A 19520-nucleotide genomic window follows, 5' to 3' on the forward strand; every position below is an offset into this window, starting at 1 on the left:
TTACTTTAAAACTAGCGTCCCTGCATGATTTTTTTAATCGTGTGGGGATTTTTTGTGTTCAGTTTTAAGTGTTCGCTTTATGATTTTTAGATAATAGGAGGAGTTCAAATGACAAACGCATTAATGGAAGATCTAAAGTGGAGAGGCTTGTTATACCAACAAACCGACGAAAAGGGTCTTGAAGAATTATTATCAAACGAAAAGATTTCACTATACTGTGGTGTGGATCCAACGGCTGACAGCATGCATATTGGTCATATCGTTCCACTTTTAACGCTACGCCGGTTCCAAAATCACGGGCATCGTCCAATGTTACTTGTTGGCGGAGCGACGGGTATGATCGGAGATCCATCTGGTCGTTCGGAAGAGAGAATACTTCAAACGACTGATCAAATTGACGATAACGTTGTTGGTATTACGAAGCAGATGGAAAGAATATTTGACTTCAATGCTGAAAATGGCGCAAAAATGGTGAACAATAATGACTGGATTGGCTCATTAAGCATCATTGAATTTCTACGTGATTACGGAAAACTATTAGGCGTTAACTACATGCTGGCTAAAGATAATGTCGCATCACGTCTGGAAGATGGCATTTCATTCACGGAGTTTTCTTACATGCTGATTCAAGCAATCGATTTTAATCACCTTTATAATAACTACGGTTGTCGTGTTCAAATTGGTGGCTCGGATCAGTGGGGGAATATTACGACTGGACTTGAAATTATCCGCAAAACACATGAGGAAGAAACGAAAGCATTTGGAATTACGATTCCACTTGTTACTAAAGCGGACGGCACAAAGTTCGGGAAATCAGCGGGTGGTGCTGTATGGCTCGATGCGAAAAAGACATCTCCATATGAGTTTTACCAATTCTGGATTAATACAGCAGACGCCGATGTCATCAAGTACATGAAAATCTTCACATTTATTGAACGTGAAGAAATTGAAGCGCTAGAAGTCTCTGTCCAAGAAGAGCCGCATTTACGAATTGGACAGAAAACACTTGCTGAAGAAATGACGCGACTTGTTCACGGACAAGAGGCATTAGACCAGGCGATTCGCATATCTCAAGCGTTATTTAGCGGAGATTTAAAAACACTTTCTGCGGATGAAATGCGCGATGCTTTCAAAGACGTACCTTCATCTGAAATGGCGAAAGAAGATAAGAATATTGTAGACTTCATCGTTGAAGCGGGTATTTCATCATCTAAACGCCAGGGAAGAGAAGATGTAAAGAACGGTGCGATTTCATTGAACGGAGAAAGAGTAACAGATACAGCTTATGAAGTGAGTGCCGAAGATCGTTTGGAAGATCAATTTACAATTGTTCGCCGCGGAAGAAGAAACTATTCGATGGTGAAGTTCGTTTAAAATATTAGTTAACGTATTTTTGCCTTGTGGTGCATAAATTGTACGTGTTACGCATAAATAGTTGTAGCGGCGCATAAACTGTTTTTCCGGCGCATAACTCTTGGCGAGGGCGCATAAATTCGTACACGCGCGAATAAGTGCTATAAATATGCATAAAAAGTAACTAATTAAAGACTGCTACCCATTATTGTGGATAGCAGTCTTTTTTGAAATCAAATAGTTACTACCCATTCTGGTAGTGATAAATCTTCATAAACATCTGGATGAATCATTTTGCCTAACTTCAATGCGCCTTCCAAAAGACGTGGGGAAGGGCGACAGTATAGTTCTTCTTCCATAATTGGAAAACGGTTGTTTTGAATTGCAGATAGCTCTTTCCAACCTGGTCTTTTCAAAACGACTTCTTTTTTTACTTTATCGGTCCGTACACCGACCCAAGCGAGTAAGATATAATCAGGGGCTCTTTCCAACACATCGTCCCAGTCAGTCTGGACATTTGCAAGTTCTACGTCGCGAAATTCATTTAAACCACCAGCGATTTCGCTAATTTCGGTCAGCCAGTTTATGCGGCCGGGTGTGAATATCGGTTTAGGCCACCATTCCCAATAAAGCGTAGGCGTTTCAGCAACAGTGCCTGCACGTTTTTTCATTTCATCAATGAAAGATAAATATTCTGATGCAACCTTTTTAGCATGATCCTCGATACCACATGCTTTACCAACAGTTAAAAGATCTTCTGCGATATTATCAAGACTTTGTGGATCTAGTATAAGATGAGGAATTTGTCGTCTTTCAAGTTCAGCAATATTCTTTTCCATCCCGGGTACACTAAGCGATGCTAACACTAAATCGGGTTTAAATGATTCCAGTTTATCGATATCAATTGAAAGGTCAGGTCCCAATTTAGGTAAATTATTGATAGACGCTGGCCAGTCGGAAAAGTCATCGATTGCAACAAGTTGGTCGATTAACCCAAGGTAGGCGAGTAGTTCTGTATTACTTGGGCAAATTGAAATAAGTTTCATATATAGCACCCCTTAATTATTTATGAGCCGTTTAGCATAAAGAAATTGTTTTCACTACAGAACACATAAAAGTTATAGCTCTTGTAGTTTGTAATTTCGTAAGTCCACCGAGAAATCTTTCCTAAACGAGTAAAGCTGAGCGTTAACAAATTACCAAACGATGTTAGGACTCTTCTTTCGGTATTATGTAGGATTGTTCATTAACTTATTTTGTTTGTTGTTGGTTAGTATTAATGAACGAGCCTTGCGAAGGGCGCTTTTTACTCGGTATAATTTTCTTTTTTGACGTTTTCAAAATCGCTATAATCGCATCAATTTCTCTTTCGTTCAATTCATCTAATCGGTCCATTTGTCCCTTCATATAAGCGATGGTCGGGTCTTCTTTTTCCGCACCATTTATAAAGTATGTTGCAATAGAACCTGTGATCATTCCAAGTAACCCTATGCCTACAATCATTAGTACCGCAGCAATCAAACGACCAACGACAGTTTCCGCAGCTTCATAGCCAATTGCAGTTGCAGTGACTGAGCTCCACCAAATCGCGTCTGCATACGTATTGATAGACGGCTCAACAAAACGAATCGGTACAGCTGCAATTAAAATTAATATGGCACTTGCGGCTATGACCTTTTCTAAACCATTTGTTTTCAATATGCCGAAGAATGGTCCTGCAAATCGTTTTGCGATAGTTAGGGCACGGATCACTCGAATTAATCTTACCAGTCTTGCCAACCTGAATATAGAATCAAAGGGAATGATTGCAATGATATCGAACGGGTTTTTCTTTATGTATTCTAATTTGCTTTCACTTTTTATGAAGCGAGCAGATACATCGATTACAAATATCACCCAAATTGCTGTATCGACAAATTTCAGTGATGCGTTTTCAACCCAGATGAAAGAGACGGATATAATAGCTAGGGTGAACATAACAGCTTCGTAAATTAACGTTAATCTATTTCTAACCAAAGAATAAATCACCCCTTTTCATCACCATTCGACAAAAGAAGAAAGAGTCCTTCTTTATATCTCTAAGTCACAATCGACTAAATCAATCAAAACTATCATTGCATTTAGAAATAGTGAAAGCTCATAGTGAATGGTTCCATCATTATCCGAAGAACCAAATTATATAAATCATCTACCACAAGCTCATAAATTTAAACAAAAAAACCCTTGAAGTTGATTTACTCAACTTCAAGGGTTTAGAATGATTCAGTATTACTTCCTGCTGTAGAATTCAACGATAAGTTGTTCGTTAATTTCTGCTGCAAGTTCACTACGTTCAGCCATACGAACGAATTGACCTTTTTTAGTTTCAGCGTCGAATGTAACATATTCAGGAACAAAGCTGTTCACTGAAAGTGCTTCGTTTACAACGTCAAGGTTTTGAGATTTCTCGCGAAGAGAAATTTCTTGTCCTGGTTTAACGCTGAATGAAGGGATGTCAACACGTTTGCCATCAACCAAAATGTGACCGTGGTTAACGAGTTGGCGTGAAGCACGACGAGTGCGTGCAAGACCCATGCGGTATACTACGTTATCTAGGCGAGTTTCAAGAAGAATCATGAAGTTTTCACCGTGTTTACCTGGCATTTTACCAGCTTTGTTGAATAGTGTTCTAAATTGACGTTCGTTTACACCGAACATGAAACGAAGTTTTTGTTTTTCTTGTAATTGCATTCCGTACTCAGAAAGCTTAATGCGTTGAGTAGGACCGTGTTGTCCTGGTGCGTACGGACGTTTTTCAATTTCTTTACCTGTACCTGAAAGTGAAATGCCGAGTCGGCGGGATAATTTCCATGCTGGACCTGTATAGCGAGCCATAATTGACTCCTCCTCTGATTTGGTTTTATTTTATGGTAACCTGTTTCCAAAACAAGGTACGTTTTGGAAAAGCTTTGTTGTAAAATAAGACCAGATATGTTCAATTCGGTAGTCATTCTATAATCTTGCAACTTCGCCTCCGCAGCCAGGAGGTTACGCGGTGCACCTATTAAAAGGAATAGACTGAACAGACCGAAACACATAACTGCTGCAACTATTTTACACAAAGAACAGCATAACAATTTAAAAGAGAAGAGTCAAGCAACAACTTTAGATGGAACATTTAAAGCAATTTAAATGTAGCACTGCTAGAAACGCATTACTTATGAAACCTGGGTTATGCTCTTTTCCTTTTAACAGAAAAGTAGTACAATAGAAATAAGTGTTAGCGTTTACAGGAGATAAGGGGTGCTTTAAATGACAGAGAACAGGTTACACAAAGATACGTTAGTCGTTCACGAAGGGTACGATAGTAAATCGCATCAAGGAAGTTTAGCAGTTCCGCTCTACCAAACGTCTACATTTGAGTTCGAAACAGCTAAACAAGGTGAAAACCGTTTTTCAGGTGTGGAAGAAGGGCCGATTTACTCAAGGCTTGGAAACCCAACTGTTAGAGTCTTGGAAGATAGGATGACGGCTCTTGAGCATGGGAAAGGGACATTGGCGTTTGGCTCAGGCATGGCCGCTGTGAGTTCAATCCTCGTTCATTTAACAAAGACTGGGGATCATATACTTTGTTCACGCGGAATATATGGTTGCACATTCGGATTACTTTCTACTATGGAAGAGAAGTATAATATTACACACGATTTGATTCAAATGAGGACCGAAGAAGAGATTGAAAAAGCGATTAGACCGGAAACTGTTTGTATATATATAGAAACACCAATAAACCCAACAATGGAACTAGTAGATCTTTATGCAGTTGCAGCTGTTGCGAAACGACACGGATTACGTGTTGTTGTGGATAACACGTTTTCATCACCATATTTACAAAATCCATTAACAATCGGAGCAGATTTTGTTCTGCATAGTGCGACTAAGTATATCAATGGACACGGCGATGTCATCGCAGGTTTATTAGTTGGGAATGATAAAGAAGAAATTGAACAAATTCGTATGTCTATTCAAAAAGACTATGGAGGAATCATCTCACCATTTGACGCGTGGCTTTTAATACGTGGTTTAAAAACAATGTCTGTCCGAATGGAACGTCATACTTCCAATGCGGAAAAACTAGTGAACTATATCAAGGGGCATCCATTGGTAGAGGAGACTTTTTATCCGTTCGATGTAGACAATCCACAATATGATATTGCGAAACGTCAAATGAGCGCCGGCGGTGGGTTAATTTCGTTTACGATTAAAGGTGGACAAGAGAGTGCACAGCTGTTTATGGATAGTTTGTCGCTCATTAAGATTGCAGTTAGCTTGGGTGATGCTGAAACGCTCATTCAACACCCGGCAACAATGACGCATTCAGTTGTCCCTGAAGACGATCGTTTGGCTATGGGCATTTCAAACTCCTTATTACGTTTATCCGTTGGTCTTGAATATGCCGATGATCTAATCAAGGATTTAGAAGGTGCATTTGAAAAGTTAGAAAAGGTAAATGATGGGAAGAAAATAAAGTAAAAACTGCCCTAGCATCCGATATCATAAAGGATGCAGGGCAGTTTTTATTATTTAGATATGTTTAATAAGTACCTGAATTACTTCTTCAAGGCCAATACGGTCATCTTCTGAAAAACGATTAAGCTCGGGACTATCAATATCAAGTACACCGAGTACGACTCCGTCTTTTATTAGAGGAATAACAATTTCTGATTGGGAAGCCGCATCGCAAACGATGTGTCCGGGGAATTCGTCGACGTCAGGAACAATAATTGATTGTTTCTTGGCCACAGCGGTACCGCAGACGCCTTTGCCGACAGGAATCCGTATACAGGCTGGTAGTCCCTGGAATGGTCCAAGAACGAGTTCTCCGTCTTCCATTAAATAAAAGCCAACCCAGTTAATACGATCGAAAAATTGGTTTAACAAAGCTGAAGCATTGCTTAAATTAGCAACGACATTGCTTTCACCCGTTAGTAACGCATCTAGCTGACTAGAAAGTTGACTGTACCTTTTAGTCGTGTCATTAATTTGATTGTCTTTGGTTAACAAGGTAACACCCCTTAGATATGGTAGGTTGATAATTAAGTATACAATTGACAACAATCATTTACAAATAACGCATGCTTATTCGACAAAATAAGTGTGATATACCTAAAGTTTTTTATTTTTCGAGTTAACGGTGTTCAAATTCGTTTAGTTATGGGATAATATAAGCATATAGTTATTTTCAAACAGGAGGGCCACGATGACTAATTATTATTATTTTATCATTCCAATTATTGCACTTATTATACTGACAATCATAGCCTTCTTATTAAGACGGAAGCACATACGTCAAATCGCAAAGCTTGAACAGAATAAGTTGCAAATACAACACAAACCAATATTTGAAGAAATGACGAAAATTAAACAATTAAATATGACTGGTGAAACTGAAGAGAAGTTTGAACGCTGGAGATATGAATGGACTGAGGTAATGGACCTTCATATGATTGAAATTGATTCGCTTTTATTTGATGCCGAAGAGTTTGTAGATCGCTTTCATTATGGGAAAGCGACAAAGGTAGAGGCAGTCATAGAAGAGAAAATTGAATACTGCAATACGAAGATGAGTGAGATTCTGTCGGAGTTAGATGAGCTTGTCGGTAGTGAAGAAAAGAACCGTGTTGAAATTGAGGTGTTGAAAGACGAACACCGAACAGCAAGAAAAAAGGTTCTTGCCCGACAACATTCCTTTGGCAAAGCCGTCAGACCGTTAGAATCTGAACTTGATTCTTTCAATGCGTTATTTGAAGAGTATGATGAGTTAACGGAGAACGGAAATTACTTGCAAGCGCGCGAAATTGTAATTGCTTTGACGGAAAAGGGCCAAACTATTTTCCCGTTGATTGATCAAATTCCAATACTTCTAACAGAGCTACAAAATAAAATTCCAGCTTCTATCCGTGAATTAAGAAACGGTACAAGAGAAATGGAAGAGCAGTCATACTATTTAGGGCACTTGAGTATACCAAGCAAACTCAATAAAATGGAAAACGAAATTGAGGACCTCATTGGAAAACTGAGCGTGTTACAAATGGAATTACTCCATGAGGAAACAGAAAAGCTCCACAATCAATTGGAATCCTTTTATGATGCTTTGGAAAATGAAGTAATTGCAAGGAATTTTGTCGAAAATTATTATCAAACAACCGCCGATAAATTAAGTGACGTAGCGAAGTCAATCAGAGAAACATCTAAAGAGGCGACATTTGTTCAGCAAAGTTATAGATTGAATGAAGAGGAAGCCAAAATTCCAAATGAATCAGTAGAGAAACTAGAGCAGTTAGAAAAGAGATTCGAACAACTATCCTCAGTGCTTGAAGAAGAGAAGTCAGCTTATTCTAGTTTACAAGAAGAACTCCAAACTATGACAATCGAGCTTGAACAAATTGCTGAGGTTAGCGATAGTTTCGTGGAGCGAATAAAAAGCTTACGAAACGATGAAAATAGTGTAAGAGTGGAAATCGAAAAATTAACACGGAAATTACAGGATACAGATCGTTCGCTTTCCAGGGGGAATATACCTGGAATACCTGCTGATATGGACGTTCGACTAGAAGAGGCAGAAGAGCAAATCTACATAGTAAGGCAAAGTTTAGAAGAAGTGCCGCTGAATATGAATCTTGTAAATAGTTATTTAGAAAACGCAAAAAGTTCCATTGAAGATGTAAGCAATAAGGTTGAAGAATTACTTGAAAATGTTATGCTCATCGAAAGAATTATTCAATATGGCAACCGCTACAGAACTACAAATCAAGAAGTACATATGCAACTATTAGAAGCAGAAGAATCCTTTAGGGAATTCAGGTATACTAAAGCACTTGAAGAGGCTGCAATAGCTGTTGAAGCTGTTGAGCCAGGTGCTATGAAACGCATTGAAGAACTTGTGCAGGAGAATAGTTGAAGTTGGTTTTAGTAAACAAAGCCACCGCACGTTGCGTGCAGGTGGCTTTGTCACGCTTATTAATGAAAAAATGAGAGGGACGGTTTTATGATATATTTAGACAACAGTGCAACGACAGCTCCTAGTGAGGAAGTGCTGTCATCTTTTTCTGAGGTAAATAGAAGGTTCTATGCAAACCCAGCTTCATTACACCGCGCCGGAAAAGACGCGGAATCGTTGCTAGACAGATCACGCGAACAAATATTATCGATAGTTGGTGCTTCAGATGGTGAAGTAATTTTCACTTCTGGTGGAACGGAAGCAAATAATTTAGCGTTGTTCGGTTTCGCACGTAAACTTGTTTCAAGAGGGATGCATATTATTACGACAATAATTGAACATCCATCAATACTTTACGCTGCACAGCAACTAGAGAAGGAAGGATTCGAAGTTGATTACTTATCAGTCGATGAGGATGGACTAATTTCAATTGATGAACTTCGAAACAAACTTCGAGAAGACACAACAGTAGTCAGTATTATGCATGTAAATAATGAGGTTGGGACAATTCAGCCGATAGAAGAATGTGCAAAAGTAATAAAAGAAAATTCTAGGGCATTATTTCATTCGGATACAATTCAAAGTTTTGGAAAACTGTCAGTAACACTAGGAGAAGGTGGACCAGACGCAATCAGTGTTTCCGCTCATAAAATACATGGACTAAAAGCTTCTGGCGCATTGATTACGCGAAAAAGACTGAAACCAATGGCTATCAATTACGGTGGTGGACAAGAGTTTGGAATCCGAAGTGGAACGGTATCGGTGCCAGATGCAGCAGCACTTGCACGTGCCATGCGATTGGTTAATGAGAATAATAAGGCGGAGCAATATGAGCAATGGAGAAATCGATTGATTAACTACATAAAAGGCACGAAAGATGTCATTATCATTTCTAAAGAGAATAGTGCTCCCCATATTTTATCTATCGCATTCCATCATATAAAAGGTGAAGTCGCAGTAAATTACTTTCAAGAAAATGGAATAATTATTTCGACGTCCAGTGCTTGCTCTTCAAAAAGCGGTCGAGCTGGACATGTGATTGATGCAATTCGATTATCGGAAAAATACAAACACGGCGTTATAAGAATCAGTTTTGGAAACAATACAACAGACGAGCATATTGAAGAATTTGAAAAAGTATTTACAGACTTTACAAATTTGCTCGAAAGGGGAAAGACATATGAAATGGAATGAATTATTAATACGATACGGTGAACTATCATTAAAAGGTCGAAATCGAAGTCATTTTGTAAGAAGATTAAAGAAAAATATAGAAACCGCATTAATTGATCTTCAATCAGTAGTAATTAAACCTGAACGTGACCGTATGTATCTGTTCGCGGATGACTATGATGATATGGAAGAAGCAATCAAGCGATTACCACATGTTTTTGGTATTCAATCATTTAGCCCAGTAGCTAAATGTGAAACGACTATGGATGATATTTATAAAACTGCGATTGATGTAGTCGGTTCAGATGAAACTGAAGGAAAAACTTTTAAAGTGGAAATTAGAAGAACAGATAAATCCTTCCCATATGTGACACATGAATTACAACAAATGATTGGTGCACAAGTGTTACGTACTTTTCCAGGTCTAAGTGTAAATTTGCAAAATCCAGATATTTTATTGCTCGTGGAAATAAGAAGTGAAGGTGCTTTCCTTACGTCTAAAGTATATCCAGGTGCAACAGGTATGCCCGTTGGATCGAACGGAAAATCACTTCTCATGTTATCAGGAGGAATTGACAGCCCGGTTGCAGGCTACCTTATGATGAAGCGCGGAGTTGCAATTGATGCAATTCATTTTGAAAGTCCGCCTTTTACGAGCGAACTTGCAAAACAGAAGGTTATTGACCTTGCAGAAAAATTAAGTTCGTTCGGTGCGTCGGTACGACTTCATGTTATTCCGTTTACTGAAATTCAACAAACAATTGTCAATAAAATTCCAGACGGTGCTTCCATGACGACAACACGAAGAATTATGATGCAAATTGCTGATAAAGTCCGTGTTGAAACAGAAGCTTTGGGTATTATTTCAGGAGAAAGTCTCGGGCAAGTAGCGAGTCAGACGTTAGAAAGTTTAACTGCTATTAATGCAGTTACATCAACGCCGATTCTACGCCCGCTTATTTCTTCCGATAAACTTGAAATTATCGATATCGCAAAAGAAATTGGAACTTATGAGATATCCATTCGCCCGTACGAGGATTGCTGCACAATTTTCACGCCATCAAAGCCTAAAACGAAGCCGAAATTAAGTAAAATTACGCATTATGAAAGTTTTACTGATTTTGATCCGATGATTGAGGAAGCAGTAAAAAATCGAACAATCTATGATTTACCGCGTCAACAGAAGGATGAATTTGAAGACTATCTTTAATTATTGGGGTTTGAAAAGCACATGAATATTTTACCACTATTACAGTCCGCATGATTTTTTCATTCCGGTGCATTCTACATGTCACAAGGAGGTGTTAATCATGCCTAACAATTCAAACCAGTTAGTTGTTCCAGGAGTAAGACAGGCACTCGATCAAATGAAGAACGAAATCGCAGCAGAATTTGGCGTACAGCTAGGACCCGATTCTACATCACGTTCCAACGGATCTGTCGGCGGAGAAATAACTAAGCGATTAGTTCGTCAAGCTCAGCAACAAATGAACGGAAATCAACAACAATACTAAGTAGTTCCGTTGTAAGAAGATCTGAATTTGTCATTTGAACAGGATATACCATTAATACCTTAGTATGAATTTGACAATATGGAGCATTCTATATTTCACAAGGAGGTGTTATCATGCCGAACAATTCAAATCAGTTAGTTGTTCCAGGAGTAAGACAGGCGCTTGATCAAATGAAAAATGAAATAGCAAATGAATTTGGTGTCCAAATGGGACCTGATGCAACATCGCGTGCCAACGGTTCCGTCGGCGGAGAAATAACTAAGCGATTAGTGCGCCAAGCCCAACAACAAATGAACGGAAATCAACAAAAATAAATAAAATTAGTTAAATGAAAAGCTGTTCCGAGTATTCTTCGGAACAGCTTTTCTATTTTTTATTGATAAAATACAGAAGTGAAATAAACAGTTTTTTGAAAACTGTTGAAGTCCTTAGTATAATGAATTAATAATGATAAGGGGGAGTTATTATGAATCGACAAGAGCTAATTGCACCTGCGCAATATAATGTGGTAAGTGAATTTGAAAAGTATGCAACAGGAGAAAACATGAAGGCGCTTATATATATAAATGCGGATGGAACAAAGAAAGAGATTACTTACGATACATTAATGGAGAAAGCTAACAAGGCGGCCAATGTGTTTAAAGAGAATGGACTCGAAAAAGGTGATGTCGTATTAGTCATGGTTCCGCGATTAATTGAGGCTTATGTTACATATATCGGTGCGCTCAAAGCAGGACTCGTAGTTATTCCGAGTTCGGAAATGTTGAGACCGTCTGACATCGACTATCGTTTAGTACATAGTAATGCAAAAGCCGTTGTTTCATATGAAGCATTTTCAAGCCAGTTTGACGATGTTCAAAATATGGACGGGGTTCAACTATTTGTCATTGGACAAGCTGTAAAAAATGAAAAATCATTAACAGAACTAATGATTGATGCGTCGCCGGAATACAAGGGCACTGTAACGAAGAGTTCTGACATTGCATTTTTATCCTATACATCAGGAACTACAGGTGCGCCAAAAGGAGTCGTGCACACACACGGCTGGGGATATGCCCATTTAAAAACAACGGGCGCTAATTGGCTTGGAATTGAAGAAAGTGACGTAGTCTGGGCAACTGCAGCTCCGGGATGGCAAAAATGGATTTGGACACCATTCCTATCGGTTCTTGGCAGTGGTGCAACTGGATTGGTCTACGATGGAAAATTTGATGCTAAAAGGTATTTCGAATTAATTAAAGAAAATAATGTTAATGTGATCTGTTGTACACCGACTGAATATCGATTTATGGCAATTGCCGAGAATATCGCGCAATATGATTTGTCATCCATTCGAAGCGCAGTGTCAGCAGGAGAACCGCTTAACCGTGAGGTGGTTGATACATTTAAAGATATGTTTTCACTAGAGGTAAGAGACGGCTATGGTCAAACTGAAAATACGTTACTTGTTGGAACGATGCTTGGTATGGAATCACGTTCCGGTTCGATGGGCAAACCGACACCCGGAAATCGTGTTGAGATTATTGACGATCACGGAAATCCAGCACCAGCCGGTGAGGTAGGGGATATTGCTGTACATATTTCTACACCTGCATTATTTAAGGAATACCTAAATGATCCAGAAAGGACACGTATGCAGTTTCGTGGGGATTATTATGTAACGGGTGATCGGGCAAAGATGGATGAGGATGGTTACTTCTGGTTTGAAGGCCGTGGTGATGACATTATTATAAGTTCAGGTTATACAATAGGGCCCTTTGAAGTAGAAGAGGCATTGCTGCAACATGGGGCTATTCGAGAGTGTGCCGTTGTGGCGAGTCCGGATGAGGTCAGAGGAAATGTTGTTAAGGCATTTATCGTACTTCGGGACCCTAGCAGAGTAAATGAAGAAGGTTTAATTAAAGAGATACAAGATCATGTAAAAGCTTTGACTGCACCTTATAAATACCCGCGTAAAATTGAATTTATCGACGAGATGCCCAAGACTGCGTCGGGAAAAGTAATGCGTGTTGAACTGCGTAAAAGAGACCAGTGAGCACTTGGTGAGACAAACTAAATTGGGGGCGTCGTAATGGGACGGGAAAGAAACGGTGTCCTCATGGCAATATCAGCATATGTTATTTGGGGATTCTTGCCAATATATTGGAAGAACCTAAGTAATGTGGGAAGTGCTGAAATACTTGTAAGTCGTATTTTTTGGGCATTTATAACAACACTGCTATTCGTGTTGCTTATGAAAAACGGTCGATATTTGAAAGAAGATTTGAAAAAGTTGTGGCAATCACAACGAAGTTTTTGGTCGCTCTTCGTGGCCTCCTTACTCATATCGGGGAACTGGCTTCTATATATATGGGCTGTGAATCAAGGCTATCTGGTCCAAACGAGCCTTGGTTATTATATAAATCCACTTGTTTCCGTACTTTTTGGTATATTTTTCTTGAAAGAGAAATTATCAGACGCTCAAAAAGTAGCATTTTTACTGGCAGCAATAGGTGTTGCTATTTTGACGATTTCATACGGGAAATTTCCATGGCTTTCATTCGCGCTTGCGATGAGCTTTGCAGTATATGGTCTTGTGAAGAAGCAGATTCAGTTGGATGCATTACGTGGCCTAACTATTGAAACGTTCTTTATTACGCCGATTGCTTTAGGTTTTTATATTTGGCTATTCGTAAGTGATCGTGCGGTGTTTCTTCAATCGGACATGAAAACCGATGTGTTGCTCATCTTCACGGGGATCGCAACGGCATTGCCGCTTGTGTTATTTGCGAAAGCCTCACAAATAATGCCGTTATATATGGTTGGATTCCTTCAATATATTGCACCGACAATAATGCTTTTTCTTGGCGTGATAATCTACGGGGAAACGTTCGGAAAAGTTCATTTACTTTCATTTGCATTCATCTGGTCGGCGTTAATATTATTTGCGGGGTCGAAATTATTTGAAGTTGTAAGGTCGAAAAAAGCCGTCAATTTATTATAGACGGCTTTTTTCATTCAAGTTCAGAGGTTATAAAAAGATACGTTGGACTTTCTCCCAAAAAGAATTGTTTTTTAACTTTACGGTTTTAATTGTTTTCTTACTTAACTGTATATCGATATTTTCGACTTGCCTTATACCTTGGGCTTCGTTGTCGGCAGCCATTAACGGGAAATCGTTGCCGTCTTGATGGACGCGTAACCGTAATTTTCTATCTCCACTTAAAATAAATGAAGAGCCTAGTGTTCGGTATTTGTTATTGTTCACCGAGGCGAGCTCTGTGACCTGATAACATTCAAGAAGTGGGTCAACTACTGCACCATTTACAGATTTGTTGTAGGCGGTGCTACCTGTTGGCGTGGAAATGATAAGGCCGTCACCGAGAAATACTTCAAACAATCGGCCATCAATGATAACATCAAGTACGAAAGTCCGAATGATATTGGAGCGAATACTAAATTCGTTTAAACAATAAAATGGACGATGTTCATCAATCGTTACTTCAAGGAGGGGATACCGTCTTACTTCAAGTTCAGCGTTGCGAATAGTCTGGGTCATTTCGTAAAGATTATTATACTCAAAGTCGCAATAAAGACTCTGTTTACCTGTAACCGAAATACCAGCGTAAAGGCAGTCTTGTCTGAAACCAGTTTTTTGAACCGCTTGTAAAAAAGATCCGTCGCTACCTACGCTGAGAATAATGTTGGCATCCTTATGATCAGCCGACATTTTAAAACCCTCATGAATAAGTGCTTCTTCAATCATGGACTTTTTGTTAAGTGAATCTTCATCATGTTTGCTGTAAATATAAATATTCATTCGTTCAGTCATATTACTCACCCCTTGTATAAATTTTAACAGATACTGATTATTTTATCATGAAATGAAACATTTAGACGTACATACACGTATGAGAGTATGGTAAGAAATAAAGGAGGAAATATTAATGACAACTAAACGATGGGTTGCGATATTGGTCGCATCCGTACTACTAGCGTTATCGCTGGGTATTAACACGCTTTCGTATGTTTTTTCACAGGACTTTTCTAGTATATTTGATGACCTGACGGATACTTCTTCGTCAGGCTATAGCGAAGTAGTAATTGAAGAAGGTGCTGGGAATGAAAAAATCGCTGTACTCTCCCTAGATGGCGTTATTCAAGATCTGGGTGGTGTCTCGACATTTTTAGCAGATGGATACAACCATCAGTTCTTCATGAATCAATTGGCTGAAATTCATGAGGACTCAACTGTAAAAGGAGTTGTGCTCAGAGTGAATACACCTGGTGGCGGTGTTGTTGAATCTGCTGATATTTACGATGCGATTCGGGAAATCCAGACAGACCGTGAAATACCAGTCTACGTTTCGATGGGTGGCATGGCAGCTTCAGGAGGCTACTATGTGGCAGCGCCGGCTGACAAAATATTTGTAAACCGTGAAACCATAACGGGGTCAATAGGTGTTATTATGGAAAGCGTGAACTATGCCAAGCTTGCAGAAAAACATGGCATTGAATTTAATACAATAAAAACAGGTCCATATAAGGACATTATGAGTGGTTCCCGCGAAATGACAGACGAAGAGCGTGGAATGCTTGAAGAAATGATTAGTGATTCATATGAACGATTTGTCGAAATTATTGTCGACGGTCGAGATATGTCAGAAGCCGAAGTTAAAAAGGTTGCAGATGGTCGAATATTAAACGGTCGACAAGCAATTGAGGCGGGGCTTGCTGATGATTATGGTAAGGCAGAAGATGTTATCTTAGCCATGCAAAGTGATTTTAATCTTGAGGATGCAACAGTATTTGAATACTCGGTAGATGAAAGCCTAAGTTCTTTATTAGGTCTCAAAGCAAAATCAATGTTCGCTGGAAATATGGAATCTGAAATAATCGGAAAGTTATTATCAGATCATAGCGCGCCAAGAATGATGTATTTATATGGTGAAAAATAAGGAGGGGTAGACATGTCGGAACAAAGCGAGTATCAAGAAAATCCGGTTGTCGGACATTCCCCGAAAACAGCCGAGATGATTTCTGAGTCATTTCATCCGAAATTTGCAGGTTTTTGGACAAGATTTTGGGCGTATACAATTGACCTTATCGTTCTGTATGCAATCAGTGGTATTTTCATAAAACCAGTATTTAGGGCATTCGATTTGGCTGTTTCGAATCCAATATTTTTATTTTTCACGCCGTACAAAATAACGATACTTATTGTATTTTTAATGTATTTCACATTAATGACGAAGTATTTCCAGCAAACAATTGGAAAAATGGCGCTAGGAATAAAGGTTGTCTCCCAACAAGGCGACAAACTAACCTGGGGGGCATTAATTTTCCGTGAAATCATTGGAAGATTTATATCGAAAATGCTCGTTCTCCCATATTTACTTGTGGTATTTATGCCGAAAAAAGAAGCTTTGCATGATATATTTGCAGAAACGTATGTTATACATGAGGATGCGTATGAAAAAGAAGGTCGATTGCCATATTTGAAAAATGCCAGGGGTGAACAGTTGCCAGACCCTCCAATTGTTTAGTAAGATAAATATAGAAGGGGAGGCGTTTATTAATGACAAAAGTTACATTTCATAACGATCCTGTTACAATTCTTGGAAACGAAGTATCAGTAGGTGATAACGCACCGGATTTTACTGTACTTGCGAATGATTTGAGTCCAGTAACATTTTCTGATTTAAAAGGAACAGTTCGACTTATAAGTGTGGTTCCATCACTAGATACTGGTGTCTGTTCAGTTCAAACTAAGCGGTTTAATGATGAGGCTACATCGCTTGGTGAGGACGTAAGTGTCCTAACGATTTCGGCTGACCTTCCATTCGCTCAAAAGCGTTGGAGTGTTGCGGAAGGAATTGAAGCTGTCCAAACGTTGTCGGATCACCGCGACTTATCATTCGGTGAAGCTTACGGCGTTATTATCGAAGAACTACGCTTACTTACACGTGCTATTTTTGTTGTCGACAAAGACGATAAGGTTACATACGTTGAGTACGTAGCAGAAGCCACAGATCACCCGGACTATGAAAAAGCAATTGCAGCAGTCAAAACAGCAGCAAAATAATCATATAAGAGACAAAATAATTATTAAACCCACCTGGGAACGGGTGGGTTTTCTCAGTAGAGGGATGCCAAATGACAAATACAGAAAAGATTTTTACATTTATAGATGGATATGCGGAATCGGCGCAGTCTCTATATTTAGAAGCGATTATTGAAGTGTGTAACAAGTGGATTAACGGGGAAGAGACGCCTAAGCTATCTGAGGATGTTACAAAAGAGGAAATCCGCCGTGGCGTTCAATTAGCTGTATTAAAAGGAATGAAACAAAACGCTCAACCGCATCATCAGATGACACCTGACTCAATTGGTTTATTAATTAGCCACATTGCGGAAAAGTTAGTTGGAGAAGAACAGGACATTACACTGTTTGATCCAGCTGTAGGTACTGGGAATTTACTTTATACTGTAATGAATGCAATTGGAAAAGATGTTACTGCAAGTGCAGTAGAAATAGACGAATTACTCGTAAGGCTCTCTGCTGTAATCTCTGAGTTACTAGAACAGCCGGTTAGATTTCTTGTACAAGATGCGTTACGACCACTCTTAGTAGATCCGGTTGACATTACAATAAGTGATTTACCTGTAGGCTATTACCCAGACGATGACAACGGTTCAAATTATGAAGTTATGCCGGTAGAAGGTCATGCTTACGCACATCATTTATTCATAGAGCAGTCAATCAGTCATACGAAACCGGGCGGCTATGGAATATTCGTTGTTCCAGCAAACTTATTTGAAACTGAGCAAACGGTTAAGTTACAGCCGTTTTTGAAGAAGAAAACAATTATTCGTGCAATTATTCAATTGCCTAGTACTTTGTTCCAAAATAAAGCACATGAAAAAAGCATCTTAATCTTGCAAAAACCATTTTTGGAAGAGAAGACTTCACCAGACGTTCTTCTTGCGCAAGTTCCTGATATGAAGGATAAACAAGCGATGGCTCGTTTTCTTCAAGAAATTGACATATGGGCAGCTGAGGCGTAAAGTTATTTAAATTGATATGAAATAATTTCATACAACTACTTCTAGCTTGTTGAAAGGAGCGTTTTTCATGCCGAATATTTTGGCGATAAATGCTGGTAGCTCATCTTTGAAGTTTCAACTTCTTGATATGCCTAGTGAGAAAGTAACTGCTATAGGTCAAATTGAACGAATTGGTCTTTCTGATTCAATCTTCACTATAAAATCCAAGCAAGGGAAGACCAAAACGATTAAAGATATTAAAAGTCATGCTGAGGCAGCAACAATGCTTCTGGATATGCTAATTAATGAGGGGATCGTTCAATCCTACGATGAAATAGGTGCTGTCGGTCACCGTGTAGTTCACGGCGGGGAAGTATTCAGTGACTCTGTGTTGATTACCGATGATATTTTGGAGCATCTTGAAAAGCTATCTAGTCTTGCACCCCTTCATAACCCGGCAAATCTAGTAGGTATTAATGAATTTCGAAAAGCATTACCTTCTGCACCCGCTGTTGCAATATTTGATACGGCCTTTCACCAAACAATGCCAGAAAGTTCTTTTCTGTATCCATTACCGGAAATGTACTATAAGGAGTTTGGTATACGAAAATATGGTTTTCATGGGACGAGCCATAAGTATGTAACTGAGCGAGCCGCTAAATTATTAAATCGACCGCTAGAGACGACACGGTTTATTTCGTGTCATCTTGGGAATGGCGCAAGTATTGCGGCTGTGCAAGGTGGAAAATCACTCGATACTTCAATGGGTTTTACCCCATTAGCTGGTTTAACAATGGGAACGCGCTCGGGAAATATTGACCCCGCACTTATTCCTTATATTATGGACCAAACTGGAAAGTCCGTTGAAGAAGTTTTAAATATTTTAAACAAGGAATCAGGCATGCTTGCACTGTCCGGTTTTTCAAGTGATTTACGTGATATTGAAATTGAATCCTCGAAAGGTAATGAACGCGCGCAGCTTGCTCTTGACGTTTTTGCGGATCGAATTCATAAATATATCGGTTCTTATGCAGCTAGAATGGGCGGAGTCGATGCCATTATATTTACGGCGGGAATTGGAGAAAACTCTCCGGTTATTCGAGAGAAAGTACTTGCCGGACTTGAATTCATGGGCGTCTATTTCGATAAGGATTTGAATGACATCCGAGGAATGGAAGTGTCGATTAGCCACCCATACTCTCCGGTGAAAGTTCTTGTTATCCCAACCGACGAAGAAGTAATGATTGCGAGAGATACTGTTCGTGTTGCGGGATTGTAGAAGCTAATAACATAATAAAAACGAGTTGTTCCGGATTAACGGAACAACTCGTTTTTGTGTGCGCCCAGTATGGGCGTAATCTATAGGGTGTAAGTCCCGAACTGTGAAGGTAGAAGTAACAGTTAGCTTAACGCAAGGGTGCCCATGGCGACATGGAATCTGAAGGAAGCGAGCGGCAAACCTCCGGTCTGAGGAACAC

At 39.3% G+C, this 19520-nt stretch carries 19 protein-coding genes and 1 other annotated feature (1 of these 20 running past the window's edge); of the genes, 14 read left to right on the forward strand and 5 right to left on the reverse strand.

The features are described from left to right. Nucleotides 1-25: a binding site (T-box leader), on the forward strand (it extends 173 nt beyond the left edge of the window). Between the two features lie 83 nt (nucleotides 26-108). Further along, on the forward strand, nucleotides 109-1374 hold the full coding sequence (gene tyrS / locus KSU66_RS14600; RefSeq protein ID WP_269052201.1) for a tyrosine--tRNA ligase: 1266 nt from the start codon (nucleotides 109-111) through the stop codon (nucleotides 1372-1374). Nucleotides 1375-1586: 212 nt separating this feature from the next. On the opposite strand, the gene KSU66_RS14605 is transcribed toward tyrS, so the two are convergent. The 3 genes from KSU66_RS14605 to rpsD all read right to left on the reverse strand — a co-directional run bounded on the left by KSU66_RS14605 (nucleotide 1587) and on the right by rpsD (nucleotide 4227). Beyond that, nucleotides 1587-2399 carry a cobalamin-binding protein gene (locus KSU66_RS14605; protein WP_269052202.1) on the reverse strand — a complete coding sequence of 271 codons (813 nt, stop codon included), beginning with the start codon at nucleotides 2397-2399 and terminating at the stop codon, nucleotides 1587-1589. Between the two features lie 205 nt (nucleotides 2400-2604). Beyond that, nucleotides 2605-3369: a potassium channel family protein gene (locus tag KSU66_RS14610; RefSeq protein ID WP_269052203.1), complete on the reverse strand. Its 765-nt coding sequence runs from the start codon at nucleotides 3367-3369 to the stop codon at nucleotides 2605-2607. Between the two features lie 252 nt (nucleotides 3370-3621). Further along, nucleotides 3622-4227, reverse strand: coding sequence for a 30S ribosomal protein S4 (rpsD, locus tag KSU66_RS14615; protein WP_269052204.1), 606 nt, complete (start codon nucleotides 4225-4227; stop codon nucleotides 3622-3624). Between the two features lie 417 nt (nucleotides 4228-4644). Here rpsD and megL point away from each other — a divergent pair, with 417 nt between their 5' ends. Then, nucleotides 4645-5862, forward strand: a complete 1218-nt coding sequence (gene megL, locus KSU66_RS14620) for a methionine gamma-lyase (protein WP_269052205.1) — start codon at nucleotides 4645-4647, stop codon at nucleotides 5860-5862. 51 nt (nucleotides 5863-5913) lie between these two features. On the opposite strand, the gene KSU66_RS14625 is transcribed toward megL, so the two are convergent. Continuing rightward, complete coding sequence (locus KSU66_RS14625) at nucleotides 5914-6393, reverse strand: GAF domain-containing protein (protein WP_269052206.1); 480 nt, start codon at nucleotides 6391-6393, stop codon at nucleotides 5914-5916. A 196-nt stretch (nucleotides 6394-6589) separates the two neighbouring features. Between KSU66_RS14625 and ezrA the strand changes: the two genes are divergently transcribed. The 7 genes from ezrA (at nucleotide 6590) to rarD (ending at nucleotide 13999) form a co-directional block, all read left to right on the forward strand. Next, nucleotides 6590-8290, forward strand: coding sequence for a septation ring formation regulator EzrA (gene ezrA, locus KSU66_RS14630; RefSeq protein ID WP_269052207.1), 1701 nt, complete (start codon nucleotides 6590-6592; stop codon nucleotides 8288-8290). Nucleotides 8291-8377: 87 nt separating this feature from the next. Next, nucleotides 8378-9523: a cysteine desulfurase family protein gene (locus KSU66_RS14635; RefSeq protein WP_269052208.1), complete on the forward strand. Its 1146-nt coding sequence runs from the start codon at nucleotides 8378-8380 to the stop codon at nucleotides 9521-9523. Further along, entirely contained in the window at nucleotides 9510-10712 is a 1203-nt protein-coding gene (gene thiI / locus KSU66_RS14640; RefSeq protein WP_269052209.1) for a tRNA uracil 4-sulfurtransferase ThiI, read from the forward strand. The genes KSU66_RS14635 and thiI overlap by 14 nt, the downstream gene beginning before the upstream one ends. 100 nt (nucleotides 10713-10812) lie before the next feature. Then, entirely contained in the window at nucleotides 10813-11016 is a 204-nt protein-coding gene (locus KSU66_RS14645) for an alpha/beta-type small acid-soluble spore protein (protein ID WP_269052210.1), read from the forward strand. Between the two features lie 113 nt (nucleotides 11017-11129). Beyond that, on the forward strand, nucleotides 11130-11330 hold the full coding sequence (locus tag KSU66_RS14650; RefSeq protein ID WP_269052211.1) for an alpha/beta-type small acid-soluble spore protein: 201 nt from the start codon (nucleotides 11130-11132) through the stop codon (nucleotides 11328-11330). 152 nt (nucleotides 11331-11482) lie between these two features. Next, nucleotides 11483-13051, forward strand: coding sequence for an acyl-CoA synthetase MbcS (gene mbcS / locus KSU66_RS14655; RefSeq protein ID WP_269052212.1), 1569 nt, complete (start codon nucleotides 11483-11485; stop codon nucleotides 13049-13051). 36 nt (nucleotides 13052-13087) lie between these two features. Then, nucleotides 13088-13999, forward strand: a complete 912-nt coding sequence (gene rarD / locus KSU66_RS14660) for an EamA family transporter RarD (protein ID WP_269052213.1) — start codon at nucleotides 13088-13090, stop codon at nucleotides 13997-13999. Between the two features lie 27 nt (nucleotides 14000-14026). On the opposite strand, the gene KSU66_RS14665 is transcribed toward rarD, so the two are convergent. Next, nucleotides 14027-14827, reverse strand: a complete 801-nt coding sequence (locus KSU66_RS14665) for an NAD kinase (protein ID WP_269052214.1) — start codon at nucleotides 14825-14827, stop codon at nucleotides 14027-14029. A gap of 115 nt (nucleotides 14828-14942) precedes the next feature. On the opposite strand from KSU66_RS14665, the gene sppA reads away from it, so the two are divergent. From sppA to KSU66_RS14690, 5 genes are all read left to right on the forward strand, one after another. Next, nucleotides 14943-15953, forward strand: a complete 1011-nt coding sequence (gene sppA / locus KSU66_RS14670; protein WP_269052215.1) for a signal peptide peptidase SppA — start codon at nucleotides 14943-14945, stop codon at nucleotides 15951-15953. A gap of 12 nt (nucleotides 15954-15965) precedes the next feature. After that, nucleotides 15966-16541, forward strand: a complete 576-nt coding sequence (locus KSU66_RS14675; RefSeq protein WP_269052216.1) for an RDD family protein — start codon at nucleotides 15966-15968, stop codon at nucleotides 16539-16541. A gap of 32 nt (nucleotides 16542-16573) precedes the next feature. Beyond that, the gene (gene tpx, locus KSU66_RS14680; protein ID WP_269052217.1) at nucleotides 16574-17080 is read left to right on the forward strand and encodes a thiol peroxidase; all 507 of its coding nucleotides are present in this window, start codon (nucleotides 16574-16576) and stop codon (nucleotides 17078-17080) included. 71 nt (nucleotides 17081-17151) lie between these two features. Beyond that, the gene (locus tag KSU66_RS14685) at nucleotides 17152-18063 is read left to right on the forward strand and encodes a class I SAM-dependent methyltransferase (RefSeq protein ID WP_269052218.1); all 912 of its coding nucleotides are present in this window, start codon (nucleotides 17152-17154) and stop codon (nucleotides 18061-18063) included. 67 nt (nucleotides 18064-18130) lie between these two features. After that, on the forward strand, nucleotides 18131-19321 hold the full coding sequence (locus tag KSU66_RS14690) for an acetate kinase (protein ID WP_269052219.1): 1191 nt from the start codon (nucleotides 18131-18133) through the stop codon (nucleotides 19319-19321). Nucleotides 19322-19520: the final 199 nt, after the last annotated feature.

The organism is Sporosarcina sp. G11-34, assembly GCF_026931025.1.